Origin of the sequence: Streptomyces kronopolitis (assembly GCF_014646275.1) — a bacterium.
GTDB lineage: Bacteria > Actinomycetota > Actinomycetes > Streptomycetales > Streptomycetaceae > Streptomyces > Streptomyces kronopolitis.
This window is the reverse complement of record NZ_BMND01000038.1, coordinates 1-23,522: the sequence shown is the minus strand read 5'-3', so window position 1 is coordinate 23,522 and position 23,522 is coordinate 1. Positions and strand designations below refer to the sequence as shown.

Here is a 23,522-nt window from a genome sequence, read left to right as displayed (position 1 = left end):
ATGCCCAACTGGGCCCCGTCTTCGGGGATTCGGCGGCGGGGCATCGGGGGCGTGCTGCACATCGGGGGCGCCGGTGGGGCGCGATGTGTGACCGCACCACACCGCCTCCACCAATCCGGCTGCACCCACCACCCATGCGATTGAAAACAAAAGAAACCACCGGCCGGTTTTCGCGTCCACAGCATCCCGGCGCCTTTGCGCCGCCCCCTGTCAGTGCCGTATGCGAAAGTAGGTTCGGCAGTTGAGGAGAAATCGGGGGAGGGCCGATCCGCCATGTCATTGGCCGACGAGGTAGCAGCCGCTCACGCGGGACATCCGAATCCAGCCGCCCTGGTGGGTGAATTGCGCAGGACGTCGGTATGCGTACCGCTTGTCACCGACTCCCTCATGTCAGCCGAGTTGACCGGCATCCGGTGGCTGTACGCCTTCTCCGACGAACAGGAGCTGGCCCGCTTCGCGGTGTCCCGGGGCGCCGACGCCGATGCCGAACTCTCCTACGTCCGCACCGTCGGCGCCCGCCTCCTGGACGTCGTCATCCCCGCCATCGAGGGACCGGCGGGCGTCGTGCTGGACGCGGGCAGTGCGCAGGCGATGGTGTTTCCGCCGGTCAGCGGCATCGTCCCGGACTCCGCGGCGGTCGACCTCGGCGAGCCGGTCGAAGCCGCGAGTGGACCCGGCATACCCGCGGCCGGAGGTGCGGCATGACATCGGCCGAAGGCTACGAACTCGACCCGGCGGCCCTGAAGCAGGTCACCAAGGGCATCCACGACGCGATCGCGGAGCTGAAGGAGCTGGGCTTCGACACCAGCGCCCAACTCGGCCAGGGATTCGACAAGCTGGCGCTCTCCGGGATGGAGAGCGGCCATGCCGATGTGAGTTCCGTATTGGATTCGTTCTGTGAACGCTGGGGCTGGGGAGTTCGCCTGCTCATCCATGAAGCGAACGAATTCGCGCGCCGCCTCGATCTGTCGGCCGGGCTTTATCACGAGCAGGAGCAGTACGTTTCGACGACGTTGAAGGTCGGGGCGAATGCCTTGCTGATGGGCGACCCGACGAAGACCGAGGAACAGCTGAAGCACCGGACGTGGAAGCAGGTCGGCGAGGACAACGCGGTCACCCAGTTCGATGACGCGGACTGGGACCCCACCTCGGCCAGGTCCCGCAAGGCGTTCCAGGAAGTCGGGCAAGCGGCGGAGCAGACGGGCCAGGACTTCTCGACGTCCAAGTGGGCGGGCGACGCGGACCACAACTGGGCCCTGCGGCCCCTGAGAACGCCCCATCAGAGCTCAGGGCACGACGGATCCTGAGCCTTCGCCGCACCGCCACTACCGCACACCACTGCCGCACCGCACCACTGGGGGATGAGAACTGATGGGCCTCGGCGACATTCTCGGGGACGTCAAGGACGGCATCAATTCCGTGGCCGACAAGGCCGGGAACGCCATCGATGACGTGAAGGAATCGGCCGGCGAGGCGGTCGACTACGCCACCGACAAGACCGCCGACGTTCTCGGCTACGTCGGTGCGGACGGCGCGGCCAAGGCCGTCCGATCCGCCGGTGACGACATCGCCGACGCGCTCGGCGCACAGGTCGACGAGCGGCAGCTGGGAGAGACCGACGACCCCAAGGAGCTGATCCACGGCGACGTCGCGAAGATCAACGAATCCGCCGGGCACCTGAAGGACTTCTACGCGGCCTTCGAACGCGTCGGCCAGGGCATCCGCAAACTGGACGCCGGTTCCTGGAAGGGCAAGGCCGCCGAAGCCTTCCACGAGAAGTTCGACGTGCACCCCAAGCAGTGGATGCGCACCGCGGATGCCTGCGAGTCCGCGTGGAAGGCCCTCGACTCCTACGCCGAGACGGTCTCCTGGGCGCAGAAGAAGGCCCGGTCGGCCATCGACGCCTGGCAGGCTGCCGAGAACAAGAGCAAGAAGGCGTACGAGGCCTACCGCCATACGGTCGACTCGTACAACGCGAAGGCCGATGCCTACAACGCCGCGCGGGAACAGGGCTCCGACCCCGGGCCCAGGCCCGACAAGCCGGGCGACTTCCATGACCCCGGCGACCAGGGCCGCGAGGCGGCGCAGGACATTCTCAAGAACGCCCGCAGCCAGCGCAACGAGGCGGCCGCGAAGGCACAGCACGCCCTCAAAGGCGCCTTGGAACACGCGCCGCAGGCACCGAAGTTCACCACGGAGGCGTCCTTCGACGTCGTGGACGGTGTCGCGGCCGGCGGCATGACCCTGATGCACGTCGTCGGCGGTGTGGGCAAGGGCGCGGTGGAGACGGTCAATATGGCCCGCACGCTGAACCCGATGGAGCCGTACAACATCGCCCACCCCCACATGTACCTGGCCAACGTCGCCAAGACCTCACTCGGCCTGGCCGGCACCGCCGCCCACCCCGGGCGCCTGGCCAAGGGGATGCTCGGCGAGGGCTGGGGCAGCGACCCGGGGGACGCGTTCGGGCACCTCCTCGCCAACGTCGTCGGCGGCAAGGGCGCCGCCGGCATCGGCAAGGGCCTGCTGAAGGCGGGGGCGAAGGACGCGGCCAAGGGGGCCGCACGGACAGCGGTCAAGGACGGCGGCAAGCGCACGGTCATGGACCGTGCGCGTACCGCCTGGTGCAAGACCTTCGGCAGCGACCCCATCGACATGGCCACCGGCCGGATGATCCTGCCGCAGACCGACATCACCCTCCCCGGCAGCCTCCCCCTCACCTTCAGCCGCACCTTCGAGTCGTCCTACCGCACCGGCCGCTGGTTCGGCCCGAGCTGGATGTCCACGGTCGACCAGCGCCTGGAGATCGACGCCGAGGGCGTCATCCTCATCGGCGAAGAGGGCAACTTCCTCCTCTACCCCCACCCCGCCGTCGGCGTCCCCACCCTCCCCCAGGAAGGCGACGGCGCCCCCCTCGAACTCACCCCGGACGGCGACTACCTCCTCACCGACCCCGTCACCGGCATCCGCCGCTACTTCACCACCTGCACCGAGGACCTCGCCGTCCTCGACGAGATATCCGACCGCCGCGGCAACCACCACACTTTCGACTACACCGAGGACGGCACACCGACCGCCCTCACCCACAGCGCCGGCTACCGCCTCCTGTTCACCACCGAGAGCGGGCGCATCACCGCCCTCCACCTCGCCGGCGGCGCCCCCGACGGCTCCGATCAGCTGCTGATGACGTACGGCTACGACGAGGCCGGCAACCTCATCAGCACCACCAACTCCTCCGGCCTCCCCCTCCGCTTCACCTACGACGACCACGACCGGATCACGTCCTGGACCGACACCAACGACAGCAGCTATACCTACGTCTACGACGACGATGACCGCTGCACCTCACAGGGCGGCATAGCGGGCCACCTCAGCGCCCACTTCACCTGGGGCGAGCCCGACCCGGTCACCGGACTGCGCACCAACCTCCACCACAACTCCCTCGGCCAGATCCTCACCTACCAGGTCAACGACCGCCACCAGATCGTCGCGACCACCGATCCCACCGGCGCCACCACCCGCACCGTCCGGGACGCCAAGCACCGCGTCCTGTCCACCACGGACCCATTGGGCCGCACCACCCACATCGACTACGACGACGCCGGCCACCCCACCACCGTCACCCTCCCCGACGGCAGCGTCTCCACCACCGCGTACACCCCCGACGGCCACCCGGCGAGCACCGCCGGCCCCGATGGCGCCACCTGGACCCACACCTACGACGCCGACGGCAACCGCACCTCCACCACGGACCCCGCCGGCGCCACCACCCACTACACCCACGACGAGCGCGGCCATATCGCCGGCGTCACCGACGCCTTGGGCAACACCACCCACCTCTTCTGCAACAAGGCCGGCCTGCCGATATCGGTCACCGACCCGCTGGGCGCCACCACCCACTACCGCCGTGACCCCTTCGGCCGCACCACCTCCGTCACGGACCCCCTGGGCGAGACCACCCACATGGTGTGGACGGTGGAGGGGAGGCTCGCCGCGCGCATCGACGCGACCGGCGCCACGGAGCAGTGGACCTACGACGGCGAGGGAAACCGCCTCACCCACACCGACGCCATCGGCCAGACCACCCACTACGCCTACGGCCACTTCGACCTCCTGGTGGCCCGCACCGACCCCGACGGCGTCCGCCATGAGTTCACCCACGACACCGAACTCCGCCTCACCCAGGTCACCAACCCCCAGGGCCTGACCTGGAACTACGCCTACGACGGCGCCGGCCGCCTCATCTCCGAGACCGACTTCGACGACCGCGTCCTGGCCTATACGCACGACGCCGCGGGCCAACTCGCCACCCGCACCAACGCGCTCGGTGAGGTCACCGCCTACCGGCGCGACACCCTCGGCCGTATCACCGAGAAGAACGCCGCGGGTCTGGTCACCACCTACGCCCACGACGCCGGCGGCAACCTCCACCAGGCGGCCAACCCCGACGCCACGGTCACCTACGCCCGCGACACCCTCGGCCGCGTCACCGCCGAGTCGGTCAACGGCCGCACCATGACGTTCACCTACGACGCCCTGGGCCGCCGCACCTCCCGCACCACCCCCACCGGCCACACCACCACCTACACCTACGACGCCGCCGGAAACCGCACGGCCCTCAACACGGGCGGCCACACCCTCACCTTCGACCACGACGCCGCCGGCCAGGAGCTCACCCGCACCATCGGCGACCACCTCGCCCTCACCCACACCTGGGACCCCGCCGGCCGCCTCACCGCCCAGTCCCTCACCACCGCGGCCACGGGCACGCTCCAGTCCACCGGCCCGGACAACCCGGCGGCCGCCGAGGCCCAACGAGTCCTCCACCGCGGCTACACCTACCGCCCCGACGGCCACCTCACCGCGATCGACGACTCCCACACCGGCCGCCGCACCTTCGACCTCGACCGCGCCGGCCGCGTCGCCGCCGTCCACGCCACCGACTGGACCGAGACCTACGCCTACGACGCAGCCGGCAACCAAACCCACGCCACCTGGCCCGACCGCCACCCCAGCCCCTCAGCCCGCGGCACCCGCACCTACACCGGCACCACCATCACCCGAGCCGGCCGCATCCGCTACGAACACGACGCCCTCGGCCGAGTAACCCTCCGCCAAAAGACTCGCCTCTCGCGCAAGCCGGACAGCTGGCATTACAACTGGAACAGCGAAGACCGCCTCACATCGGTCATCACCCCAGATGGCACCGCCTGGCGATACCTCTACGACGCTTTCGGCCGTCGTACAGCCAAACAACTTCTGGCTCAGGACGGGTATACAGTCCGAGAGCAGACAGAATTCATATGGTCTGGGTCGGTACTTGTCGAGGAGACGACGAAGACACACACCCAGGCTTCAACACTTAACTGGGACCACATAGGGCTGCATCCAGTCGCCCAGACAGAGCGACAAACGAACATGGCGCTTGAAACGCAAACAGACCGACGCTTCTTCGCCATTGTGACGGACCTGATAGGTACGCCGGTCCAACTGCTGGATGAGACTGGACAGGTGGCCTGGAGGACACGCACCACGCTATAGGGTAGCACGGTCTGGAATCGCGCCGCAACAGCTTACACTCCACTCCGTTTCCCTGGACAGTATTTCGACCAAGAAACCGGCCTCCATTACAACGTACACCGTTACTACGACCCGGATTCCAGTGTCTATTTGTCGCAAGATCCGCTTGGCCTACCCCCCTCCCCGAACCCAAGCGGCTATGTCAAGAACCCACTCACCCTGGCAGATCCATTCGGACTCTCACCATGCGAGTGGGATGTCACTCGAATTGACGAGAAGTACGATAAGCACGTAGAGGGACATGGCAAGCGTCTGGGCGAAGAGCCCGACATGCCGGAATACAAAGATCAACATCCAGAAGATGACGGATTTGAACGATACAGGAGAGATGCCGAGCACCTCGCAAATAGCCCACTGCACGAAGTCCAGAGGGAGGTCCGAAGGTACCACGACGGCGCGATATTGCGCATGGACAGCAAGGGTAGAATCGTATTCATTCAAGACGGAAAGATAACGAACTACTTCCGTCCGGGCCCTGATCCCAGCCCTGAGAAATTTATGGATAACGAGGGTACACGCTAAGGAATGTCAATTTCTCACGAAGGTTATCAAGATGTCAGGCAGTAGCGGCGAGGCTTCATCAGTTGACCTGGAAGAATCAGCGCGGCGTTGGAAAAAATTTGCCGGGTACTGCCGTGATGGGTACCCGTGGGAGATGGAAGACTACCTTGTCGATGTCACTCTTCGTTCAGTCATTAACGAAGCCATGCGTGACGGTAGTGCACAGTTCGAGTCTCTCCCCGAGCAGGTGAAGCGTGAAATTTTGGAGACTGATTCATCACTGCTGAGCCTGTTCACCACGGAGGCTTTCCCTCGCGCCCCCGAGAGTGAGTGGTGGATCCGAAATGTGCCGGAGTACGCATCGCGGCGCTTCTGCCAAGAATTCGAGGAAGCGTATAATGTCAAAATCACTCCGAATTCGAAATTCGACGCCGACTTGGATGACATGTTCAGACTCGTCGACGAGGGAACACCCCCGGTTGAAGTATGCCTGAAAGCAAAGAACTGCGGTTGGTATGTTGCCACCGAACCTGCTCTTCTTTTTCGTGCATGCACTCTAGTTCTGTCATTGCAGCGGAAGGAGCGGAGAGCGGTATGGGCATGGGCAATTGGAGATTTTTCTGATTCAACCCTCCAGATGAAGCTCAGTGAGTCTTAGATGAGCCGCTCACCAGGTCGCTGTCGATTCGGGTTGTTGGTGATCTGCCAGCTACGCCACAACGGCATGCCTGGCCGCGCCCAACGGCGAAGTTGGTCCACCCGCGCAAGTCAGGCTTTCTCAACAGTCGTAGGAGCCCGTCGTGTGGATAGCCCAGCTCTGTTCGGGGAAGCCCGCGACGCCTTCTCTGTCGCGGTCGGCGTTCAACACATGCCAGAGCGAAAAGAGTCGGGGCGGAAGCGGAAGCACGCCTTTCGGGTGGTTCCGTGGACAGGAAGCGCGGCTTAAGGGTGTCTCTCCCACAACAGCGGCCGTAGGCCCGGCGGGAGCACAGACGCAAACGGACGATCCGGGGCGGTCCCTTGATCGGCCCCGACGGCGCGCACCCTCGCCCGCTATCGCCCTGGGCCAGCGCAACCCCGCCCCTACGCCCCCTCAGCCAGCTCCAGCCACCGCATCTCCAACTCATCCTTCTCCGTGCTGAGTTCGCGCAGCTGGGCGTCGAGGCCGGCGACCTTTTCGAAGTCGGTGGCGTTTTCGGCGATCTGGGCGTGGAGCTTGGTTTCCTTGTCGACGAGCTTGTCCAGCTGGCGCTCGATCTTCTGGAGTTCCTTCTGGGCGGCGCGGTTGACGGCGGCGGCCTTCTTGGGGGCGGCGGCGGTCTGCTGGGTGGGCGCCGGCATCGCGGCGTCGATCACCTGCTGGCGGCGCTCCAGGTACTCGTCCAGGCCGCGCGGCAGCATCCGCAGCGTGGCGTCGCCGAGGAGGGCGTGCACGCGGTCGGTGGTGCGCTCGATGAAGTAGCGGTCGTGGCTGATGACGATGAGGGAGCCGGGCCAGCCGTCGAGGAGGTCCTCCAGCTGGGTCAGGGTCTCGATGTCGAGGTCGTTCGTCGGCTCGTCGAGGAAGAGGACGTTGGGCTCGTCCATGAGGAGGCGCAGGATCTGCAGGCGGCGGCGCTCACCGCCGGAGAGGTCGCCGACCGGCGTCCACTGCTTCTCCTTCGTGAAGCCGAACTTCTCGCACAGCTGGCCGGCGGTCATCTCCCGGCCCTTGCCCAGGTCGACCCGCTCGCGCACCCGCTGGACGGCCTCCAGCACCCGCAGCGCCGGGTCCAGCTCGCCGACCTCCTGGGAGAGGTAGGCCAGTTTGACCGTCTTGCCGACGGTGACCCGGCCGGCCACCGGCTGCGTCTCGCCCTGCGTACGGGCGGCGTCGGCGAGCGCCCTGAGCAGCGAGGTCTTGCCGGCGCCGTTGACGCCCACCAGGCCGATCCGGTCGCCGGGGCCCAGCTGCCACGTCAGGTGCTTGAGGAGGACCTTCGGCCCGGCCTGGACGCTGACGTCCTTCAGCTCGAAGACGGTCTTGCCCAGCCGTGAGCTGGCGAACTTCATCAGCTCGGCGTTGTCGCGCGGCGGCGGGACATCCGCGATCAGCTCGTTGGCGGCCTCGATGCGGAAGCGGGGCTTGCTCGTGCGGGCCGGGGCGCCGCGCCGCAGCCACGCCAGCTCCTTGCGCATCAGGTTCTGCCGCTTGACCTCTTCGGTCGCGGCGATCCGCTCGCGCTCGGCCCGGGCGAAGACGTAGTCGCTGTAGCCGCCCTCGTACTCGTGGACGTCGCCGCGCTGGACGTCCCACATCCGCGTGCAGACCTGGTCGAGGAACCACCGGTCGTGGGTGACGACCACGAGGGCGGAGCGGCGGGCGCGCAGGTGCCCGGCCAGCCAGGAGATGCCCTCGACGTCGAGGTGGTTGGTGGGCTCGTCCAGGACGATCAGGTCCTGCTCGGCGATCAGCAGCTTGGCCAGCGCGATACGGCGGCGCTCACCGCCGGACAGCGGGCCGATGACGGTGTCCAGGCCCTGGGTGAAGCCCGGCAGGTGCAGATCGCCGAAGAGGCCGGTCAGCACGTCGCGGATCTTGGCGTTGCCGGCCCACTCGTGGTCGGCGAGGTCGCCGATGACCTCGTGCCGGATGGTGGCGGCCGGGTCGAGCGAATCGTGCTGGGTCAGGACGCCGAGGCGCAGCCCGCCGTTGTGGGTGACCCGGCCGGTGTCCGTGTCCTCCAGCTTCGCGAGGATCCGGATCAGGGTGGTCTTGCCGTCCCCGTTGCGTCCGACGACGCCGATCCGGTCCCCCTCGTTGACGCCGAGCGAGACACCGTCGAGCAGGGCACGGGTTCCGTACACCTTGCCGACGGCTTCCAGATTGACGAGGTTGACGGCCATCTCACTCCTGCGGTTCACATCGGGCGACCTTCCCAGCCTAGTCGCCGTGCGGAAGCGTCCCGCCGCCGAGCCGGTTCCCCTCCCCGGGGCACCGGTGCGCGGCCGGTGGTGGTGCCGGCCCCGTGGGCGCCCCGGGTGCCGCCGCGGCCCGTTGGATAACGTGCCGTCATGGCACCGGACATGGGCATGGCGGACACCGCAGTGGAGACGGAGCACGGGCTGGTCTACGGCTCGTCGAGCGGGAAGCGGCTGGACGCGTACCGGCCGGTGAACGCCCCCGGGCCGCTGCCCGTCGTGCTGCTCTGGCACGGCATCGGCCCCGACGAGCGGGACATCCTGGCACCGCTGGCGCGTGCTGCGGCGGGGCACGGCCTGCTGGCCCTGGTCCCGGACTGGCGCTCGGACGCCGCCGACGGGGGCCGGGCACACCTGCTGGAGTCCCTGGCCTTCGCCCATGAGGAAGCGGGCGGGCTGGGCGGCGACGGGCGGCCGTGCGTGCTGGCCGGGTGGTCGGCGGGGGCCGGGGCCGCGCTGGGGGTCGCCCTGCGGCCCGAGAGCACGGACGGCCGGCGCCCGCGGGCCGTGGTGGGCCTGGCGGGCCACTACGGCCTGCCGGCACGGACCACCGGCACCGCGCCCCTGACCGACCTCGCCGCGGGCCGGAATCCGGGCGTCCCCGTCCACCTCGTCCACGGCAGCGGCGACACCGTCCTGCCGGCCCGGCACTCCCACGACCTGGCGGACGCACTGCGGGCCGCGGGCGCCACGGTGACCCTCCAGGAGCCGGACACCGATCACGCGGGCGTGATCATGACCGAGTACGACGCGACGACGAACCGCTGCGTGCCGACGGCTGCGGAACACGCGCTACGGGCGGGCCGGGCGGCGGCCGGACTGCTGGCCGAGGTCGCGGGGAGCACGGCCTGACCCCCGGCCCCTCGTGGTGCCTCAGCGGCGCCCACCTCCACCCGACGACCAGGTGTTGAGTCTCCGTACGGACTCCTCCAGCTCCCGGCGCCGGGCGTCCTGAACCGCACGCTGCCGGGCCTGCGGGGCAGGGGCGTACGGCCGCCGGACGCTGCCGCTGTCCGTACCGCACAGCGGCAGCAGGCCGGGCGGCACCCGACGGACGTGTACGAGGCGCCGCCGCGCCGTGGCCCCAGGCAGCCAGGCCGCGACATCGAGCGCGCCGACACTGGTGGTGGCTCGATGGCCACCCCGCCCAGGGAGTAACCAACTCAGCAGCCTTCCGAGGGCGGTTCGCACGAGGCGCGGTCCACCGTTCAACGGGCGGCCGCCTTGCGGAGCACCTCGGCGAGTCGGCGGGCGGTGGTCGCGTTGCAGTTACCGAGGGCGACGAGCGAGACGCTGTAGACGCCTGCGAAGCCGGGCAGGTCGACGCCGAGCGACGGCAGTGTGATGCCGTGGTCCTTGAGCGCGGTGCGCAGCTCTTCGGCACTTTCGTGCACCTCGTCGGGGAGGGGACGGTCGAGGGGCATGGACCCCACCTTTCTTCACGCATGGCTACGAATCGCTTACAGAGTGATGTGACGCGGCGTAGCGTGAAAGGGGTTTGGGCTCCCGGTCGCGGTCCGGGGAATGCGCGGTATGGCGTGGTGGAAATGTGGGGACCACCGGGGCTCGTCCGTAACGACTGGAAATCAGCTACACGTACGGCGGTGAACCGTGGCACGACGCAAGGACATTGACGGCTCGGCGGGAGTCCCCACCTTTTACGGCAAGGAGCTGCGCTACCAGCGGGAGCTGGCCGGGCTCACGCTCTCGCAGCTGGTCGAGGGCAGCTTCTACGGCCCGAGCCACCTCAGCGAGATCGAGCGCGGCGAACGGCGGATGCCGGCGGAGCTGGCCGAGCACGTCGACAAGGTGCTCAAGACGGACGGCTTCTTCCAACGGCGCTGCGAGGACGTGCGGAAGGCGAGGCGGACCGGGCATGCCGAGTATTTCGAGCGCGTCCTGGAGGCGGAGAAGTACGCGGCAAGCGTCGAGGAGTGGTCCCCGGCCGTCATCCCCGGCTTGTTGCAGACCGAGCCGTACACACGAGCAGTGGTCCAAGCGGCGGATCCGATGGCGTCCGACGCGGAGGTGGACGAGAAGGTCAACGCCTCCATGGCCCGCGCCGGCCTGTTCGAGGGCGGCCACAAAACCCCGGAGTACTGGGCGATCCTGCACGAGTCGCTGCTTCGCCACCCCATCCTCCCGCCGGAGGAGATGGCCGATCAGCTCAACCACATCTCGGCGCTGGCACGGAGCCGCCGGATCGTTCCACAGATCCTTCCGTGGAACTGCGGACCGCATCCGCTCATGGTGGTGGGCTTGGTCAAGATCATGACCTTCCGGGATGCTCCACCATTGGCCTACCTGGAATCGCAGTACAGCGGTGACACGATCGACGATCCGGCCCTCGTGCAGAAGTACCGCAAGGCATACGATTGGCTAAGGGCCGCCGCGCTGCCGCCGAAGGCGTCCCTCGCCATGATCGAGGAAGCGGCTGAGGATTTTCGAAATGGCAAACAGCCACGTTGACTTGAGCACGGCCGCCTGGCGCAAGAGCAGCTACAGCAATGGCGACGGCGGGGACTGCGTCGAGGTCGCCGACGACCTCCCCGGCATCGTCCCCATCCGCGACTCCAAGGACCCGCACGGACCGGCGCTCATCTTCCCGGTTGCCGCCTGGTCATCGTTCGTCTCCGCCGTCAAGGACACCGCGCTGCCAGGCGTCTGAGCCCTCCCGGCCCGAACGCTCCCGGTCGGCCGGCCGGCCACCAGGAGACCTTCTGAGCGGTCAGCTCAGCGCCTTCTCGATGGCCTCGAAGATGTCGGCGTCGGTCTCCTGCTGCCAGACCGGGAGATCGGGCCAGTCCGCGACGTAACCCGGCTTCGGGTCGTCGAAGTGCTTGAACATCTGGGCCGTCCAGCAGGTCGCGACGAAGCGGCTCTTCTGCTCCCGCGAGAGCCTGGACGTGCGCCCGTCACTGACCTCGATGAACTGGCGCACCTGCGCGTAGACCGCGCCGGCCGCCTCGCGTTCCCACTGCGGGGTGTCGTCCCACGGGGTGACGTAGCCGGCCTTCGGCTCGCCGGGGAAGCGCTGATGCACTCCCGCGATCCAGGCCTCCCGGAACAGTCGTGCACCCTCGGTCTGCGACATGCCCTCCCCTTTCCTCACGGCGTGCTCAGTGCGGCGACCTCCGCCCCCAACTCAGCCACGCGGTGGCGCGGCTCAGGGGGCGAACTCGTCGCGCGGCTCCCCCTAAAGAACCGTAGCCCCCGCCACCGGCCCCTCCGCCACTCGCGTCTGACGGCACGTTCCCGACGCCAGGAGGGCCGAGGCCACTTCCCGGGCCGTTTCTGCGTCCTTGACCAGGAAGGCGGTGGTGGGGCCGGAGCCGGAGACCAGGGCGGCCAGGGCGCCGGCGGTGGTGCCGGCGGACAGGGTGGCGGTCAGGGGTGGGCACAGGGAGAGTGCTGCCGGCTGGAGGTCGTTGGTGAGGGACGCGGCGAGGGCGGTGGCGTCGCCGGACTCCAGGGCGGCCAGCAGGTCGGGGGCCGGCTCGGGCTCCGGCACCGCCGTGCCGGCCGTCAGGCGGTCGAACTCGCCGTAGACGGCGGGGGTGGACAGGCCGCCGTCGGCGACCGCGAAGACCCAGTGGAAGGTGCCGCCGACGGGGAGCGGGGTCAGCAGTTCGCCGCGGCCGCGGCCCAGGGCGGCGCCGCCGACCAGGCTGAACGGGACGTCGCTGCCCAACTCGGCGCACAGGGCGAGGAGTTCCTCGCGCGTGGAGCCCGTCGACCAGAGGGTGTCGCAGGCCAGGAGGGCGGCGGCGGCGTCCGCGCTGCCGCCGGCCATGCCGCCCGCGACGGGGATGTCCTTGCGGATGTGGAGGTGGACGCGGGGTTCGATGCCGTGCCGGGCCGCGAGGAGTTCGGCGGCGCGGGCCGCCAGGTTCGTGCGGTCCAGCGGGATGCGGTCGACGTCGTGGCCCTCGGCGGTGATCCGGAGGGTGTCGGCGGGGGTCGCGGTGACCTCGTCGTGGAGGCCGACGGCGAGGAAGACGTTCGCCAGGTCGTGGAAGCCGTCCGGGCGGGCGGCGCCGACCGCCAGCTGGACGTTGACCTTCGCCGGCACCCGGACGGTGATCGAGGTGGTGGTCGTATCGGTCCCAAGGTTCATGCGGCTGCTCCCCCGGATGTCTGGGCTCCCCCTGCTGCCTGGTCGCCCCGCGATTGGCGGATGCCCGGCGCGCCGCCCGGCCCCCGGTGTTCGGCGATCCGCGCGAACTCCTCGACGGTCAGCGCTTCCCCGCGGGCCTGCGGGGAGACGCCCGCGGCGACCAGCGCGGCCTCCGCGGCGGCGGCCGATCCGGCCCAGCCCGACAGCGCGGCCCGCAGCGTCTTGCGGCGCTGGGCGAAGGCCGCGTCGACGACGGCGAAGACCTCGTCGCGGCTCGCCGAGGTCTCGACCGGCTTTTCGCGGCGGACGAGGGAGACCAGTCCGGAGTCGACGTTGGGCGCGGGCCAGAAGACATTGCGGCCGATCGAGCCGGCCCGCTTGACCTCGGCATACCAGTTGGCCTTGACCGACGGCACGCCGTAGACCTTGTTGCCGGGGCGGGCGGCCAGCCGGTCGGCGACCTCGGACTGCACCATGACCAGGGTGCGGTCGATGGTGGGGAAGGCCGCGAGCATGTGCAGCAGCACCGGCACCGCGACGTTGTAGGGGAGGTTGGCGACCAGGGCCGTGGGCGCGGGGCCGGGCAGCTCGGTGACGTGCATGGCGTCGCTGTGCACCAGCGCGAAGCGGTCGGCGCGCTCGGGCATCCGGGCCGCGACGGTGCCCGGCAGCGCGCCCGCCAGCACCTCGTCGATCTCGACGGCGGTGACCCGGCCGGCGGCCTCCAGCAGCCCCAGGGTCAGCGAGCCGAGGCCGGGGCCGATCTCGACGACGACATCGTCGGGCCGCACCTCGGCGGTCCGCACGATCCGGCGGACCGTGTTGGCGTCGATGACGAAGTTCTGGCCGCGCTGCTTGGTGGGGCGGACGCCCAGCGCGGCGGCCAGCTCGCGGATGTCGGCGGCGCCCAGGAGGGGGCCGGGATCGTCGGTGGTGCTCTTGGTCATGCCGAAGCCTCGCTGCGCTCGTTCACCCGTGAAGCTTACGGCCGCACACCGGCCACGGGCTCGCCCCCCTTCGGATGTAGAGCTTCTTGGCCCGGTAGGTCTGCTCCCGGGGGGAGGCGTCCTGCGGCCGGCCGTGGCCGCCGAGGGCCCGCCAGGTGCCGGCATCGAACTGGTAGAGCCCGCCGTAGGTGCCCGACGCGTCGACGGCGTTCGGCCGCCCGCCCGCCTCGCACTGCGCCAGCGCGTGCCAGGCGAGGTGGTCGGCGCCGCGCACGGAGGTGGGCAGCACCATCGTGCCGAGGTGCACGATCTGCGGGCGGGGGGCGTGCACGACCTCGCTGTGCAGGCGTTTGGGCTTCTGCCGGACGCCGTTGACGGTGCGCACCCGGTAGGTGACCCGCCGCACGCCGGGCCGCCCCTGCTGGACGACGGACTGCACGCCGCGAGCCAGGTGCGGATCGGCCCGCAGGATCGTGCGGAACGGGAGGCGGACCTCGCGGACCTCCTTGGAGCCGGTGATCCGCAGCACGGAGACGGTCTGGCCGTCGCGGGGGAAGCTGTCCGGCGGCACCGAGGTGGTGTCCTGGTCGCGCAGCGCGAGGCCGGCCTCGGCCAGCGCCTCGCGGACGGTCGCGGCGTTGGTGCGGACCCGGTGCTCACGGCCGTCGGCGACGATGACCACCGAGCGTTCGGTGCGCACCGCCAGCTCCATGCCGTGCGCGATGCGCCGGGAGCGGTCGGCGGACAGCACGGCGCCCTCGGCGCGCACGCCGAGCTGGTGGAGCGCACCGGCGACGGTGTCCGCCGTGGTCCACACCGTGCGGCGCTGCCCGTCGATGGTCAGGACGACCGGGCGGCCGTGGCGGACGACGACCTCGTCACCGCTGCCGAGGGGCGTGCCGGGGGCGGGGGCGACGATGTCGTGGGCGCCGATGTCGAGATGCTCGTCGGCCAGCAGGTCGTCGACGTCGTCGGCGAAGGTGTGCAGGGTGCGCGGGGTGCCGTCGACGGTGAGCCGGACGGCCTTGTCGTGCGCGATGAAGGCGGTGGTGCCGCCGGCGAGGAAGGCGACGACCAGCGCTCTGGGCAGCAGCCGGCGCAGCGCATCGGGGGGTTCGGCGCGACGTCTGCGGCGCCCGCGCGCGACCCGGTGGCTGCTCTGCGAATGACTCACGGCGCGCTCCACATGCCCCGGCTGCGGTTGACGGCCGGAATGTAGCGGAGTGTCCGTAACTCTCCAAAGTCGGATCAGTACGGATAGTGGCCTTCGGGGGGACGCGGGTTGCCGCCGCGGGCCGGTCAGCGGCCCGCCGCGAGGGGCCCGCCGGCCACTCTCAGTAGTCGAAGGCCCGTGCCGTGTTCGCCGCGACGGCGGTGGCCAGGGCGTCCTCCGTCATCCCCTTGACCTCGGCCATCGCCCGCAGGGTGACCGGGACGAGGTAGGGGGCGTTGGCCCGTCCCCGGTAGGGCGCCGGGGTGAGGAAGGGGGCGTCGGTCTCGACGAGCACCAGCTCGGGCGGGGCGACGGCGAGGGCGTCCCGCAGCGGCTGGGCGTTCTTGAAGGTGACGTTGCCGGCGAAGGACATGAAGTACCCGGCCGCGGCGCAGATCCGGGCCATGTCGGCGTCACCGGAGTAGCAGTGAAAGACGACCCGTTCGGGGGCGCCCTCCTCGCGCAGGATCCGCAGCACGTCGTCGTGCGCCTCCCGGTCGTGGATGACCAGGGCCTTGCCGTGCCGCTTGGCGATCTCGATATGGGCGCGGAAGGAGCGCTCCTGGGCGGCGATGCCCTCGGGTCCGGTGCGGAAGTGGTCCAGGCCGGTCTCGCCGATGCCCCGGACCTGCGGCAGCGCGGCCAGCTCGTCGATTCCGGCGAGCGCGGCGTCCAGCGCGGCGTCCCCGCCCGCTTCCCTGGCCCCCTGCCGCGACCAGCCGTCCGGGTCCCCCAGCACGATCCGGGGCGCCTCGTTGGGGTGCAGGGCCACCGTGGCGTGCACGGCCTCGTGGGCGGCCGCGGTCTCGGCGGCCCACCGGGAGCCCGCCAGATCGCAGCCCACCTGGACGACGGTGGTCACCCCGACCGAGGCGGCCTTGGCGAGGGCCTCCTCGACGGAGCCCTCCTGCATGTCCAGGTGGGTGTGCGAATCCGCCACCGCCACCCGAAGCGGTTCGGGCAGCGGCGGCGGGGTGTTCTTGTCCTGCGGAGCCATGGCCGCGATCCTACGAGGGCCGCGGCGGGGGCCTCACTTGCGGTGGTGCTGGAAGGGGTGCAGCAGGTCGGAGAGGTGCCAGTGGTGGCGGCCGTCGCCCTCGGCGGTGCTGCCGCTACGGCCGTCCTCCCCGTCGGGGCGGCCCGTGCTCGCCGCGGGCGCCGGATCCTTGCGCTTCGCGCTGTCGGGCTGACGCTGATGCATGGTCGCGATCGCGTCGGAGACCATCGAGACCTGGCCGGACCGCATGATGCGGACCACATCGGAGCCGCAGTTCAGGCAGGAGGGGTGGGTCAGCGGGGACGGGACCCGCTCGCCGTCCGCGTAGTAGACGACGTGCAGCTCGCCCTTCCCGTCGACCTGGTGGACTATCTCGTACGCCTGCTCCCAGCCGTGCCCGCACCTCATGCAGGCGAAGGAGTACGCCTCGTGCGCGGCGGCCTCGGGCCGGGGGGCAAGGTGGTCTCCGCTGGCCGTGACGCCAGTGGTGTTCGCAAACTCGCTCATGTGCGCTCCTCTTGTCCGCTGGACAAGGTCTTCGGGAAACCGTTCGTCCCTGTCCCAGGGAACGCCTTTCCCGGCCATAGCGCAGTAGTGCTTCTATCGTATTGGCCCAGATTTGGCCGGTGGCAGGAAAAACACCCGATCGCGCAGCCCCGCCCTTTACCTTCGAGGCCAGCCATTTACCTTCTGATGAGTCGGTTTTCTCCCCGCATTCCGCGGCGGCGTTCTCCGCGGTCTTCGCGATCTCCCCTGCCGACTGCTCCGCGGACTACTCCGGGGACTTCTCCGTGCTCTTGCCCGCGGTCTTTTCCGCCGTCGTGGCCGCCGTCTTGGCCGCGACCACCGCGTCGAAGACCTCGCGCTTGGGCAGCCCCGCGTCCGCGGCGACCGCGGCGATCGCCTCCTTGCGGCGCTCCCCGGCCTCCTCGCGGACCCGCACCCGGCGCACCAGCTCCTCGGCGCCCAGGTCCTGCGGCCCGGTGTCCGGCGCGCCCTCGACCACGATCGTGATCTCGCCGCGCACGCCCTCGGCCGCCCAGGCCGCGAGGTCGCCCAGGGGCCCGCGCTTGACCTCCTCGTAGGTCTTGGTCAGCTCCCGGCACACGGCCGCCCGCCGGTCCGTGCCGAAGATCTCGGCCATCGCGGCCAGGGTGTCGTCCAGGCGGTGCGGCGCCTCGAAGTAGACCAGCGTGCGCCGCTCGCCCTCGACCTCGCGCAGCCGCGAGCGCCGCTCCCCGCCCTTGCGCGGCAGGAAGCCCTCGAAGCAGAAGCGGTCCACCGGCAGCCCGGAGACGGCCAGGGCGGTCAGCACCGCGCTGGGGCCCGGGACGGCCGTGACCGTGATGCCGCGCTCGACGGCGGCGGCGACCAGCCGGTAGCCCGGGTCGGAGACGGAGGGCATGCCCGCGTCGGTGACCAGCAGCACCCGCGCCCCGCCGGCCAGCGCCTCGGCCAGCTCGGGCGTCCGGGCCGCCTCGTTGCCCTCGAAGTACGACACCACCCGCCCGGACGGCTGCACGTCCAGCCCCTGGGTGAGCCGGCGCAGCCGCCGGGTGTCCTCGGCGGCGATCACATCGGCGGCGGCCAGCTCGGTGGCGAGCCGCGGCGGCGCGTCCGCGATCTCCCCGATGGGCGTCCCTGCAAGTACCAGCGTTCCAGTCACCCGCCCATCCTCCCAGGGCATCGCCGCCGTCCTCACCGGGCGCCGCCCCGCACCGAACCGCCGGCCGCCCGGTGGCGCTCCCCCCTGGTCCACAGGCGGCTTCCCTACGATGGGCCGGGTGACGAGTGACACCACCGCGACCGACGCCGCCGCGCAGCCCGCCCCGGAACCGTCCGGGCGGCCCCCCGCGTGGCAGCGGCGGCTGCGCCGCTTCGGGTACCCCGCCCGCCCGCAGGCCGATGTCCGGGCCCGGCTGGTGCCCCCCTTCCCCGAACCGAGCGGCCGCCTGTGGGCGGTGTTCGGCGCCGGTCCCGACGCGGCGGCCCGGCTGGCGCGCTGGTCGGGCTGGGCCGGCCCGCTGCTGGTGACGCTCTTCGCGGGGGTGCTGCGGTTCTGGGACCTGGGCAGCCCGCGGAAGGTGATATTCGACGAGACGTACTACCCCAAGGACGCCTGGTCGCTGCTGCAGTACGGCTACGAGGGCACCTGGGCCAAGAACGCCAATGACGCGCTGGTCGGGCATCCGCCGCAGCTGCTGCTCTCCCCCGAGCACTCGTATGTCGTGCACCCGCCGATGGGCAAGTGGCTGATCGCGCTGGGTGAGTGGGCCTTCGGGATGAACCCGTTCGGCTGGCGGTTCATGGTGGCGCTGCTCGGCACGCTGTCGGTGCTGCTGGTCTGCCGGATCGGCCGCCGGCTGCTGCGGTCGACGGCGCTGGGCTGCCTGGCCGGGACGCTGCTGGCGGTCGACGGGCTGCACTTCGTCATGAGCCGCACCGCCCTGCTCGATCTGATCGTGATGTTCTGGGTGGTGGCCGCGTTCGGCTGCCTGCTGGTGGACCGGGACCGCACCCGGGCCCGGCTGGCGGCGGCGCTGCCGCTCGCCGGGGACTCCGGGGACGGGACCGGCCCCGCCCGCCCGGACGAGGCGGTCGGCGACCGGCTGCGGCTGGGGTGGCGGCCCTGGCGGATCGCCGCGGGGCTGTGCCTGGGCCTGGCCACCGCGACGAAGTGGAACGGGCTGTACTTCCTCGCCGCGTTCGCCCTGATGTCGGTGCTGTGGGATGTCGCGGCCCGCCGTACGGCCGGTGCCCGGCACCCCTTCCGGGCGGTGCTGCGCCGCGATGCGCTGCCCGCGTTCGCCTCCACGGTCGTGCTGGCCCTCGCCACCTATCTCGCGTCCTGGTCCGGCTGGATCGCCACCAAGGGCGGCTACTACCGCGACTGGGCGACCACCCCGGAGGGCCGTACCGGCGCCTGGACCTGGCTGCCGGACTGGCTGCGCAGCCTCTGGCACTACCAGACCGAGGTCTACGCGTTCCACACCGGACTGACCACCCCGCACACCTACCAGTCCAACCCGTGGAGCTGGCTGGTCCTGGGCCGCCCGGTGTCGTACTTCTACGAGGACCCCAAGGCCGGCCAGGACGGCTGCACGGCGGCCGAGGGCTGCGCCCGCGAGGTGCTGGCGCTGGGCACCCCGCTGCTGTGGTGGGCGGCCTGCTTCGCGCTGCTCTACGTGCTCTACCGCTGGCTGTTCAAGCGGGACTGGCGGGCCGGGGCCGTCGTCTGCGGGGTCGCGGCCGGCTATCTGCCGTGGTTCCTCTACCAGGAGCGGACCATCTTCCTCTTCTACGCGGTGGTGTTCGTCCCGTTCCTGTGCCTGGCGCTGGCGATGATGATCGGCGCGATCATCGGGCCCCCGGGCTCGACGGAGCGGCGCCGCACCCTCGGTGCGGTGGGGGCCGGTGTCCTCGTTCTCCTGATCGTGTGGAATTTCGTCTACTTCTATCCGCTCTACACGGGTATGCCGATCCCCAAGAGCGCCTGGCACCACCGGATGTGGTTCGACACCTGGGTGTGAGCCGCCGAGTTCGACAGTTCTGTCACAGGCTTACAACAGCGCGTCACCGGACCGTGCCCTGATCGAGACTCACGGCCCTCCCGTGTCCCTTAGAGTGCGAGGCACGTTCTTGTGTGCGTATTCAAGGGCGAGGCTTCGGGAGGGAATCGGTGGCATGCGCCGAGAGGTGATGTACGGGCTGATCGGCGGATCGGTGGCCCTGGTGGCGGGTGTCGTGGGGGGCCTGACGCTGTTCGGCGGCTCGGACGACTCGTCGCACCAGGAGGTCAGGGCGGCGGATGCCAAGTCCGGCGACAAGGGGCCCAAGGTGCCGACCGGCCCCCTGTCGGCCAAGGAAGTGCAGACCACGTCCCGGGAGTTCCTGTCCGCCTGGCAGTCCGGCGACGCCGCCAAGGCGGCCGGGCTGACGGACAGCCCGGCGACCTGCAAGAGCGCCATGGAGGCCTTCCGCAAGCAGGCGAAGTTCTCCAGGATGACGGTCACCCCCGGCACCCCGGACGGCGACAAGGTCCCCTACGGCGTCTCCGCGCAGATCGACTACAAGGGCACCAAGGCGGCCTACTCGTACCGCACTTCGGCGACCCTGCAACGGGACAAGGCCACCGGAAAGCCGCAGATCGCCTGGCGGCCGACGATGCTGCACCCGGGCCTGTCCAAGGGCGACCACCTGCGCACCGGCGAGGCCGAGGCGCCGCCGATCAAGGCCGTGGACCGCCACGGCGCCGTGCTGACCCCCGAGGCGCACCCGGCGCTGGCCGGGGTGCTGGCGAGCCTGCGCGACAAGTACGGCGACAAGACCGACGGCAAGCCCGGTGTGGAGCTGTTCATCCAGCGCGCCAAGAGCGCCAAGCCCGCCGACCAGCTGCCCGACAAGACGCTGAAGGTGCTCTCCAAGGGGACGCCGGGCACGCTCAGGACCACCCTGGACGCCGCGATGCAGTCGGCGGCCGAGCGGGCGGTCAAGGGCAAGAAGTCCGCCTCCGCGGCCGCGGTCAAGCCCAGCACCGGCGAGATCCTGGCGATCGCCAACGCCCCGGAGAAGGGCTTCAACATGGCCACCCAGGGGTCGCTGGCCCCCGGCTCCACGATGAAGATCGTCACCTCGGCGCTGCTCATGGACAAGGGCCTGACCTCGCCCGGCAAGAAGAACCCCTGCCCCAAGTACGTGACCGTCGGCGGCTGGAAGTTCCAGAACCTGAACAAGTCCGAGATCAAGGACGGCACCTTCGCGCAGAGCTTCGCCGCGTCCTGCAACAACGCCTTCATCTCGCACGCCAAGGACCTCGGCGACGGCGACCTGACGAACGAGGCCCGGGACGTCTTCGGCATCGGCCTGAACTGGCAGACCGGCATCCCCACCTTCGACGGCGCGGTGCCGGTGCAGCACGACGCCCAGATGGCGGCCTCGCTGATCGGCCAGGGCGGGGTGCGGATGAACCCGCTCAACGTGGCCACGCTCGCCGCGACGGTCCGGGCCGGCTCCTTCCACCAGCCGTACATCGTCGCGCCGTCGCTGGACCACCGGACGCTCGCCAAGGCCTCCCGCACGATGAAGCCGGCCACCCTCAGCGGGCTGCGGTACCTGATGAAGCTGACCGCGACCTCCGGCACGGCCGCCGAGGCGATGGCCGGGGTCAGCGGTGACGTCGGCGCCAAGACCGGCTCGGCCGAGGTCGACAACCAGAAGAAGCCCAACGCCTGGTTCACCGCCTACCGCGACGACCTCGCCGCGGCGGCCGTCGTCCCGGCGAGCGGCCACGGCGGCTCCAACGCGGGCCCGCTGGTCCGCGCCATCCTCACCGCCGGCTGAGGCGGCGGGGCACCGCACCACGTGCCTCTCATCTCATCGGCCGGAAGACGGTCGCATGGCCCGTACAGCTTTCGCTAGCGTGCGGGCCATGAACGATTCCGCGTCCGACACCACCCCGGAGACCACCCCCTCACCCGCCCACCCCCGCTTCGCCGAGGCCCTCGCCGGGCTGGGCCTGACCGTCGAGGTCCGCGCCTTCCCCGAGGCCACCCGCACCGCCGCCGAGGCCGCGGCGGCCGTCGGCTGCGAGCTGTCCCAGATCGTCAAGTCGCTGATCTTCACGGCGGACCAGGAGCCGGTGCTGGTCCTCATGGACGGCGCCGGGCGGGTCGACACGGAACGTCTGCGCGCGGAACTCGGCGCGTCCACGATCGGCCGGGCCGACGCCGACCTCGTGCGAGCGACCACCGGCTACGCCATCGGCGGCGTACCGCCCTTCGGCCACCGCAACCGCACCCGGGTCCTGGCCGATCGCGGACTGCTCGCCCACAAGACGGTCTGGGCCGCCGCCGGCACCCCGCACACCGTCTTCCCGCTCGACCCCGCCGCCCTGGTCGAGTACGCCGGGGCCCGTGTCGTGGACGTGCGCGAGCGCACCTCGTGACCCCGCTCGTCGTCGCGGCCGTCCTGCTCGCCGCCGTCACCCACGCCAGCTGGAACGCCATCGCCCACGGCATCCGCGACCAGCTCCTGGCCTTCACCCTGGTCGGCGGCGGCGGTGCGCTCTGCGGCGTGGCCCTGGCCGCCGTCACCCCGCTCCCCGCCCCGGACGCCTGGCCCTTCCTGCTGGCCTCCGCCGTGCTGCACATCGTCTACCAGGTCCTGCTGATGCAGTCGTTCCGGCTGGGCGACTTCGGCCAGATGTACCCCATCGCCCGCGGCACCGCGCCCCTGGTCGTCACGGTCCTGGCCGCCGTCTTCGTCCACGAGGTCCCCGACGGCTGGGCACTGGCAGGTGTGGCCCTGGCCTCCGCCGGCCTGGTCGGCGTCGCCCTGTGGGGCATCCGCGGCACGGGCAAGCGCCCGCACTGGCCGGCCCTCGTCGCCGCGCTCGCCACCGGCCTGGCCATCGCCTCGTACACCACCGTCGACGGCCTGGGCGTCCGCGCCTCCGGCACCCCCCTCGGCTACATCGGCTGGCTGATGTTCCTCGAAGGCGCCGTGATCCCCGTCTACGCGCTGGCCACCCGCCGCCGCCAACTCCTCACCGAACTGCGCCCCTTCGCCCTGCGCGGACTGGCCGGCGGCGTGCTCTCCGTCTTCGCCTACGGCCTGGTCCTGTGGGCCCAGACCCGCGCCCCGCTCGCCCCCATCGCCGCCCTGCGCGAGTCCTCCATCATCGTCGGCGCCGCGATCGGCGCGGTCTTCTTCAAGGAACGCTTCGGCGCGCCACGGATCGCGGCGGCGGGGTTGATGGTGATCGGCATCGGCCTCATGTTGACGTAGGTGCCTGGCGGCCCTTCCCACGTTTTTGGCTGCGGCACCGTTTGCCTTTCGCCTCCGGCGGGGGTTGTTGGTTGGGCTGCGGCGCCGTTCGCTTTTCGCCTTCGGCGGGGTGGGGTGGTTGGGCGGGGGCGCCTGGTGTGTGGTGGGTGCCGGTGGTGGACCTCCGGGGGTGGGTGTTCGGACTGCTTCGCTTTACGTCCGAACACCCACCCCCTCCGGCCCACCCCCTCCCGACCGGATCGGCACCCCCGCCCGGTGGGGGAAATGGTCAAAACCCAGAAGCTCGGCCGTGGCGTACTCCGGCCGAGCTTCTGGTTTTTGTCTTTGACACTCCTCCCACCGGGGTGGGGCCCCACAACTACGGGAGGGGGCAGGGGCGGAGGGGTGGGTGTGTGGACGTAAAGCGAAGCAGTCCACACA

20 protein-coding genes and 1 pseudogene are annotated in these 23,522 nt (G+C 70.4%); 11 read left to right on the top strand and 10 right to left on the bottom strand.

The genetic code is table 11. The features are described 5' to 3' along the window. Nucleotides 1-273 precede the first annotated feature (273 nt). The 3 genes and pseudogenes from IEY78_RS28735 to IEY78_RS28725 form a co-directional block, all read left to right on the top strand. Nucleotides 274-705 (top strand): SseB family protein, encoded by a 432-nt coding sequence (locus IEY78_RS28735; protein ID WP_189103184.1) that lies wholly within the window; start codon nt 274-276, stop codon nt 703-705. Continuing rightward, a complete protein-coding gene (locus IEY78_RS28730) occupies nt 702-1,307 on the top strand; it encodes a hypothetical protein (protein WP_189103182.1) in 606 nt (201 codons plus the stop codon). Before IEY78_RS28735 ends, IEY78_RS28730 begins: the two co-directional genes overlap by 4 nt. A 64-nt stretch (nt 1,308-1,371) precedes the next feature. Then, a pseudogene (locus IEY78_RS28725) lies at nt 1,372-5,772 on the top strand (putative T7SS-secreted protein); the annotation flags it as partial. Here the strand turns inward: IEY78_RS28725 and IEY78_RS34645 are convergent. After that, nucleotides 5,761-6,021, bottom strand: coding sequence for a hypothetical protein (locus tag IEY78_RS34645; protein ID WP_229700227.1), 261 nt, complete (start codon nt 6,019-6,021; stop codon nt 5,761-5,763). The pseudogene IEY78_RS28725 and the gene IEY78_RS34645 overlap by 12 nt on opposite strands. 112 nt (nt 6,022-6,133) lie before the next feature. On the opposite strand from IEY78_RS34645, the gene IEY78_RS28720 reads away from it, so the two are divergent. Continuing rightward, nucleotides 6,134-6,739 (top strand): hypothetical protein, encoded by a 606-nt coding sequence (locus tag IEY78_RS28720; protein ID WP_189103181.1) that lies wholly within the window; start codon nt 6,134-6,136, stop codon nt 6,737-6,739. A gap of 425 nt (nt 6,740-7,164) precedes the next feature. On the opposite strand, the gene IEY78_RS28715 is transcribed toward IEY78_RS28720, so the two are convergent. Continuing rightward, complete coding sequence (locus IEY78_RS28715) at nt 7,165-8,967, bottom strand: ABC-F family ATP-binding cassette domain-containing protein (RefSeq protein WP_189103231.1); 1,803 nt, start codon at nt 8,965-8,967, stop codon at nt 7,165-7,167. A 168-nt stretch (nt 8,968-9,135) separates the two neighbouring features. On the opposite strand from IEY78_RS28715, the gene IEY78_RS28710 reads away from it, so the two are divergent. Then, nucleotides 9,136-9,894 carry an alpha/beta hydrolase gene (locus IEY78_RS28710; RefSeq protein ID WP_189103179.1) on the top strand — a complete coding sequence of 253 codons (759 nt, stop codon included), beginning with the start codon at nt 9,136-9,138 and terminating at the stop codon, nt 9,892-9,894. A 356-nt stretch (nt 9,895-10,250) separates the two neighbouring features. On the opposite strand, the gene IEY78_RS28705 is transcribed toward IEY78_RS28710, so the two are convergent. Further along, nucleotides 10,251-10,466, bottom strand: coding sequence for a hypothetical protein (locus tag IEY78_RS28705; RefSeq protein ID WP_189103177.1), 216 nt, complete (start codon nt 10,464-10,466; stop codon nt 10,251-10,253). Nucleotides 10,467-10,653: 187 nt separating this feature from the next. Between IEY78_RS28705 and IEY78_RS28700 the strand changes: the two genes are divergently transcribed. Both IEY78_RS28700 and IEY78_RS28695 read left to right on the top strand, forming a co-directional pair. After that, on the top strand, nt 10,654-11,511 hold the full coding sequence (locus IEY78_RS28700) for a helix-turn-helix domain-containing protein (protein ID WP_189103175.1): 858 nt from the start codon (nt 10,654-10,656) through the stop codon (nt 11,509-11,511). Further along, the gene (locus IEY78_RS28695) at nt 11,492-11,710 is read left to right on the top strand and encodes a DUF397 domain-containing protein (RefSeq protein ID WP_189103173.1); all 219 of its coding nucleotides are present in this window, start codon (nt 11,492-11,494) and stop codon (nt 11,708-11,710) included. The genes IEY78_RS28700 and IEY78_RS28695 overlap by 20 nt, the downstream gene beginning before the upstream one ends. Before the next feature lie 60 nt (nt 11,711-11,770). On the opposite strand, the gene IEY78_RS28690 is transcribed toward IEY78_RS28695, so the two are convergent. The 7 genes from IEY78_RS28690 to rsmI form a co-directional block, all read right to left on the bottom strand. Further along, nucleotides 11,771-12,136 (bottom strand): hypothetical protein, encoded by a 366-nt coding sequence (locus IEY78_RS28690; protein WP_189103171.1) that lies wholly within the window; start codon nt 12,134-12,136, stop codon nt 11,771-11,773. Nucleotides 12,137-12,238: 102 nt separating this feature from the next. Further along, complete coding sequence (locus tag IEY78_RS28685) at nt 12,239-13,159, bottom strand: 4-(cytidine 5'-diphospho)-2-C-methyl-D-erythritol kinase (RefSeq protein ID WP_189103169.1); 921 nt, start codon at nt 13,157-13,159, stop codon at nt 12,239-12,241. Next, nucleotides 13,156-14,106, bottom strand: coding sequence for a 16S rRNA (adenine(1518)-N(6)/adenine(1519)-N(6))-dimethyltransferase RsmA (gene rsmA / locus IEY78_RS28680; protein ID WP_189103167.1), 951 nt, complete (start codon nt 14,104-14,106; stop codon nt 13,156-13,158). The genes IEY78_RS28685 and rsmA overlap by 4 nt, the downstream gene beginning before the upstream one ends. Before the next feature lie 22 nt (nt 14,107-14,128). Beyond that, the gene (locus tag IEY78_RS28675; protein ID WP_189103165.1) at nt 14,129-15,280 is read right to left on the bottom strand and encodes a resuscitation-promoting factor; all 1,152 of its coding nucleotides are present in this window, start codon (nt 15,278-15,280) and stop codon (nt 14,129-14,131) included. A gap of 160 nt (nt 15,281-15,440) precedes the next feature. Beyond that, the gene (locus IEY78_RS28670; protein ID WP_189103163.1) at nt 15,441-16,316 is read right to left on the bottom strand and encodes a TatD family hydrolase; all 876 of its coding nucleotides are present in this window, start codon (nt 16,314-16,316) and stop codon (nt 15,441-15,443) included. Nucleotides 16,317-16,349: 33 nt separating this feature from the next. Continuing rightward, nucleotides 16,350-16,823, bottom strand: a complete 474-nt coding sequence (locus IEY78_RS28665) for a hypothetical protein (RefSeq protein WP_189103162.1) — start codon at nt 16,821-16,823, stop codon at nt 16,350-16,352. A gap of 265 nt (nt 16,824-17,088) precedes the next feature. Continuing rightward, entirely contained in the window at nt 17,089-17,982 is an 894-nt protein-coding gene (gene rsmI / locus IEY78_RS28660; RefSeq protein WP_189103160.1) for a 16S rRNA (cytidine(1402)-2'-O)-methyltransferase, read from the bottom strand. 109 nt (nt 17,983-18,091) lie between these two features. Here rsmI and IEY78_RS28655 point away from each other — a divergent pair, with 109 nt between their 5' ends. The 4 genes from IEY78_RS28655 to IEY78_RS28640 all read left to right on the top strand — a co-directional run bounded on the left by IEY78_RS28655 (nt 18,092) and on the right by IEY78_RS28640 (nt 23,102). After that, nucleotides 18,092-19,846, top strand: coding sequence for a dolichyl-phosphate-mannose--protein mannosyltransferase (locus IEY78_RS28655; protein ID WP_189103158.1), 1,755 nt, complete (start codon nt 18,092-18,094; stop codon nt 19,844-19,846). 154 nt (nt 19,847-20,000) lie between these two features. Beyond that, nucleotides 20,001-21,656, top strand: coding sequence for a penicillin-binding transpeptidase domain-containing protein (locus IEY78_RS28650; RefSeq protein WP_189103156.1), 1,656 nt, complete (start codon nt 20,001-20,003; stop codon nt 21,654-21,656). Nucleotides 21,657-21,744: 88 nt separating this feature from the next. After that, nucleotides 21,745-22,260 (top strand): YbaK/EbsC family protein, encoded by a 516-nt coding sequence (locus tag IEY78_RS28645; RefSeq protein WP_229700226.1) that lies wholly within the window; start codon nt 21,745-21,747, stop codon nt 22,258-22,260. Beyond that, a complete protein-coding gene (locus IEY78_RS28640) occupies nt 22,257-23,102 on the top strand; it encodes an EamA family transporter (protein WP_189103152.1) in 846 nt (281 codons plus the stop codon). Before IEY78_RS28645 ends, IEY78_RS28640 begins: the two co-directional genes overlap by 4 nt. Nucleotides 23,103-23,522 lie beyond the last annotated feature (420 nt).

Coding starts and splice junctions, on each gene's coding strand:
- IEY78_RS28650 (WP_189103156.1), top strand. CDS start 20,001: ATGCGCCGAGAGGTGATGTACGGGCTGATCGGCGGATCGGTGGCCCTG.
- IEY78_RS28710 (WP_189103179.1), top strand. CDS start 9,136: ATGGCACCGGACATGGGCATGGCGGACACCGCAGTGGAGACGGAGCAC.
- IEY78_RS28715 (WP_189103231.1), bottom strand. CDS start 8,967: ATGGCCGTCAACCTCGTCAATCTGGAAGCCGTCGGCAAGGTGTACGGA.
- IEY78_RS28685 (WP_189103169.1), bottom strand. CDS start 13,159: ATGAACCTTGGGACCGATACGACCACCACCTCGATCACCGTCCGGGTG.
- IEY78_RS28665 (WP_189103162.1), bottom strand. CDS start 16,823: ATGAGCGAGTTTGCGAACACCACTGGCGTCACGGCCAGCGGAGACCAC.
- IEY78_RS28655 (WP_189103158.1), top strand. CDS start 18,092: ATGGGCCGGGTGACGAGTGACACCACCGCGACCGACGCCGCCGCGCAG.
- IEY78_RS28735 (WP_189103184.1), top strand. CDS start 274: ATGTCATTGGCCGACGAGGTAGCAGCCGCTCACGCGGGACATCCGAAT.
- IEY78_RS28645 (WP_229700226.1), top strand. CDS start 21,745: ATGAACGATTCCGCGTCCGACACCACCCCGGAGACCACCCCCTCACCC.
- IEY78_RS28670 (WP_189103163.1), bottom strand. CDS start 16,316: ATGGCTCCGCAGGACAAGAACACCCCGCCGCCGCTGCCCGAACCGCTT.
- IEY78_RS28705 (WP_189103177.1), bottom strand. CDS start 10,466: ATGCCCCTCGACCGTCCCCTCCCCGACGAGGTGCACGAAAGTGCCGAA.
- IEY78_RS28720 (WP_189103181.1), top strand. CDS start 6,134: ATGTCAGGCAGTAGCGGCGAGGCTTCATCAGTTGACCTGGAAGAATCA.
- rsmA (WP_189103167.1), bottom strand. CDS start 14,106: ATGACCAAGAGCACCACCGACGATCCCGGCCCCCTCCTGGGCGCCGCC.
- IEY78_RS28690 (WP_189103171.1), bottom strand. CDS start 12,136: ATGTCGCAGACCGAGGGTGCACGACTGTTCCGGGAGGCCTGGATCGCG.
- IEY78_RS28695 (WP_189103173.1), top strand. CDS start 11,492: ATGGCAAACAGCCACGTTGACTTGAGCACGGCCGCCTGGCGCAAGAGC.
- IEY78_RS28730 (WP_189103182.1), top strand. CDS start 702: ATGACATCGGCCGAAGGCTACGAACTCGACCCGGCGGCCCTGAAGCAG.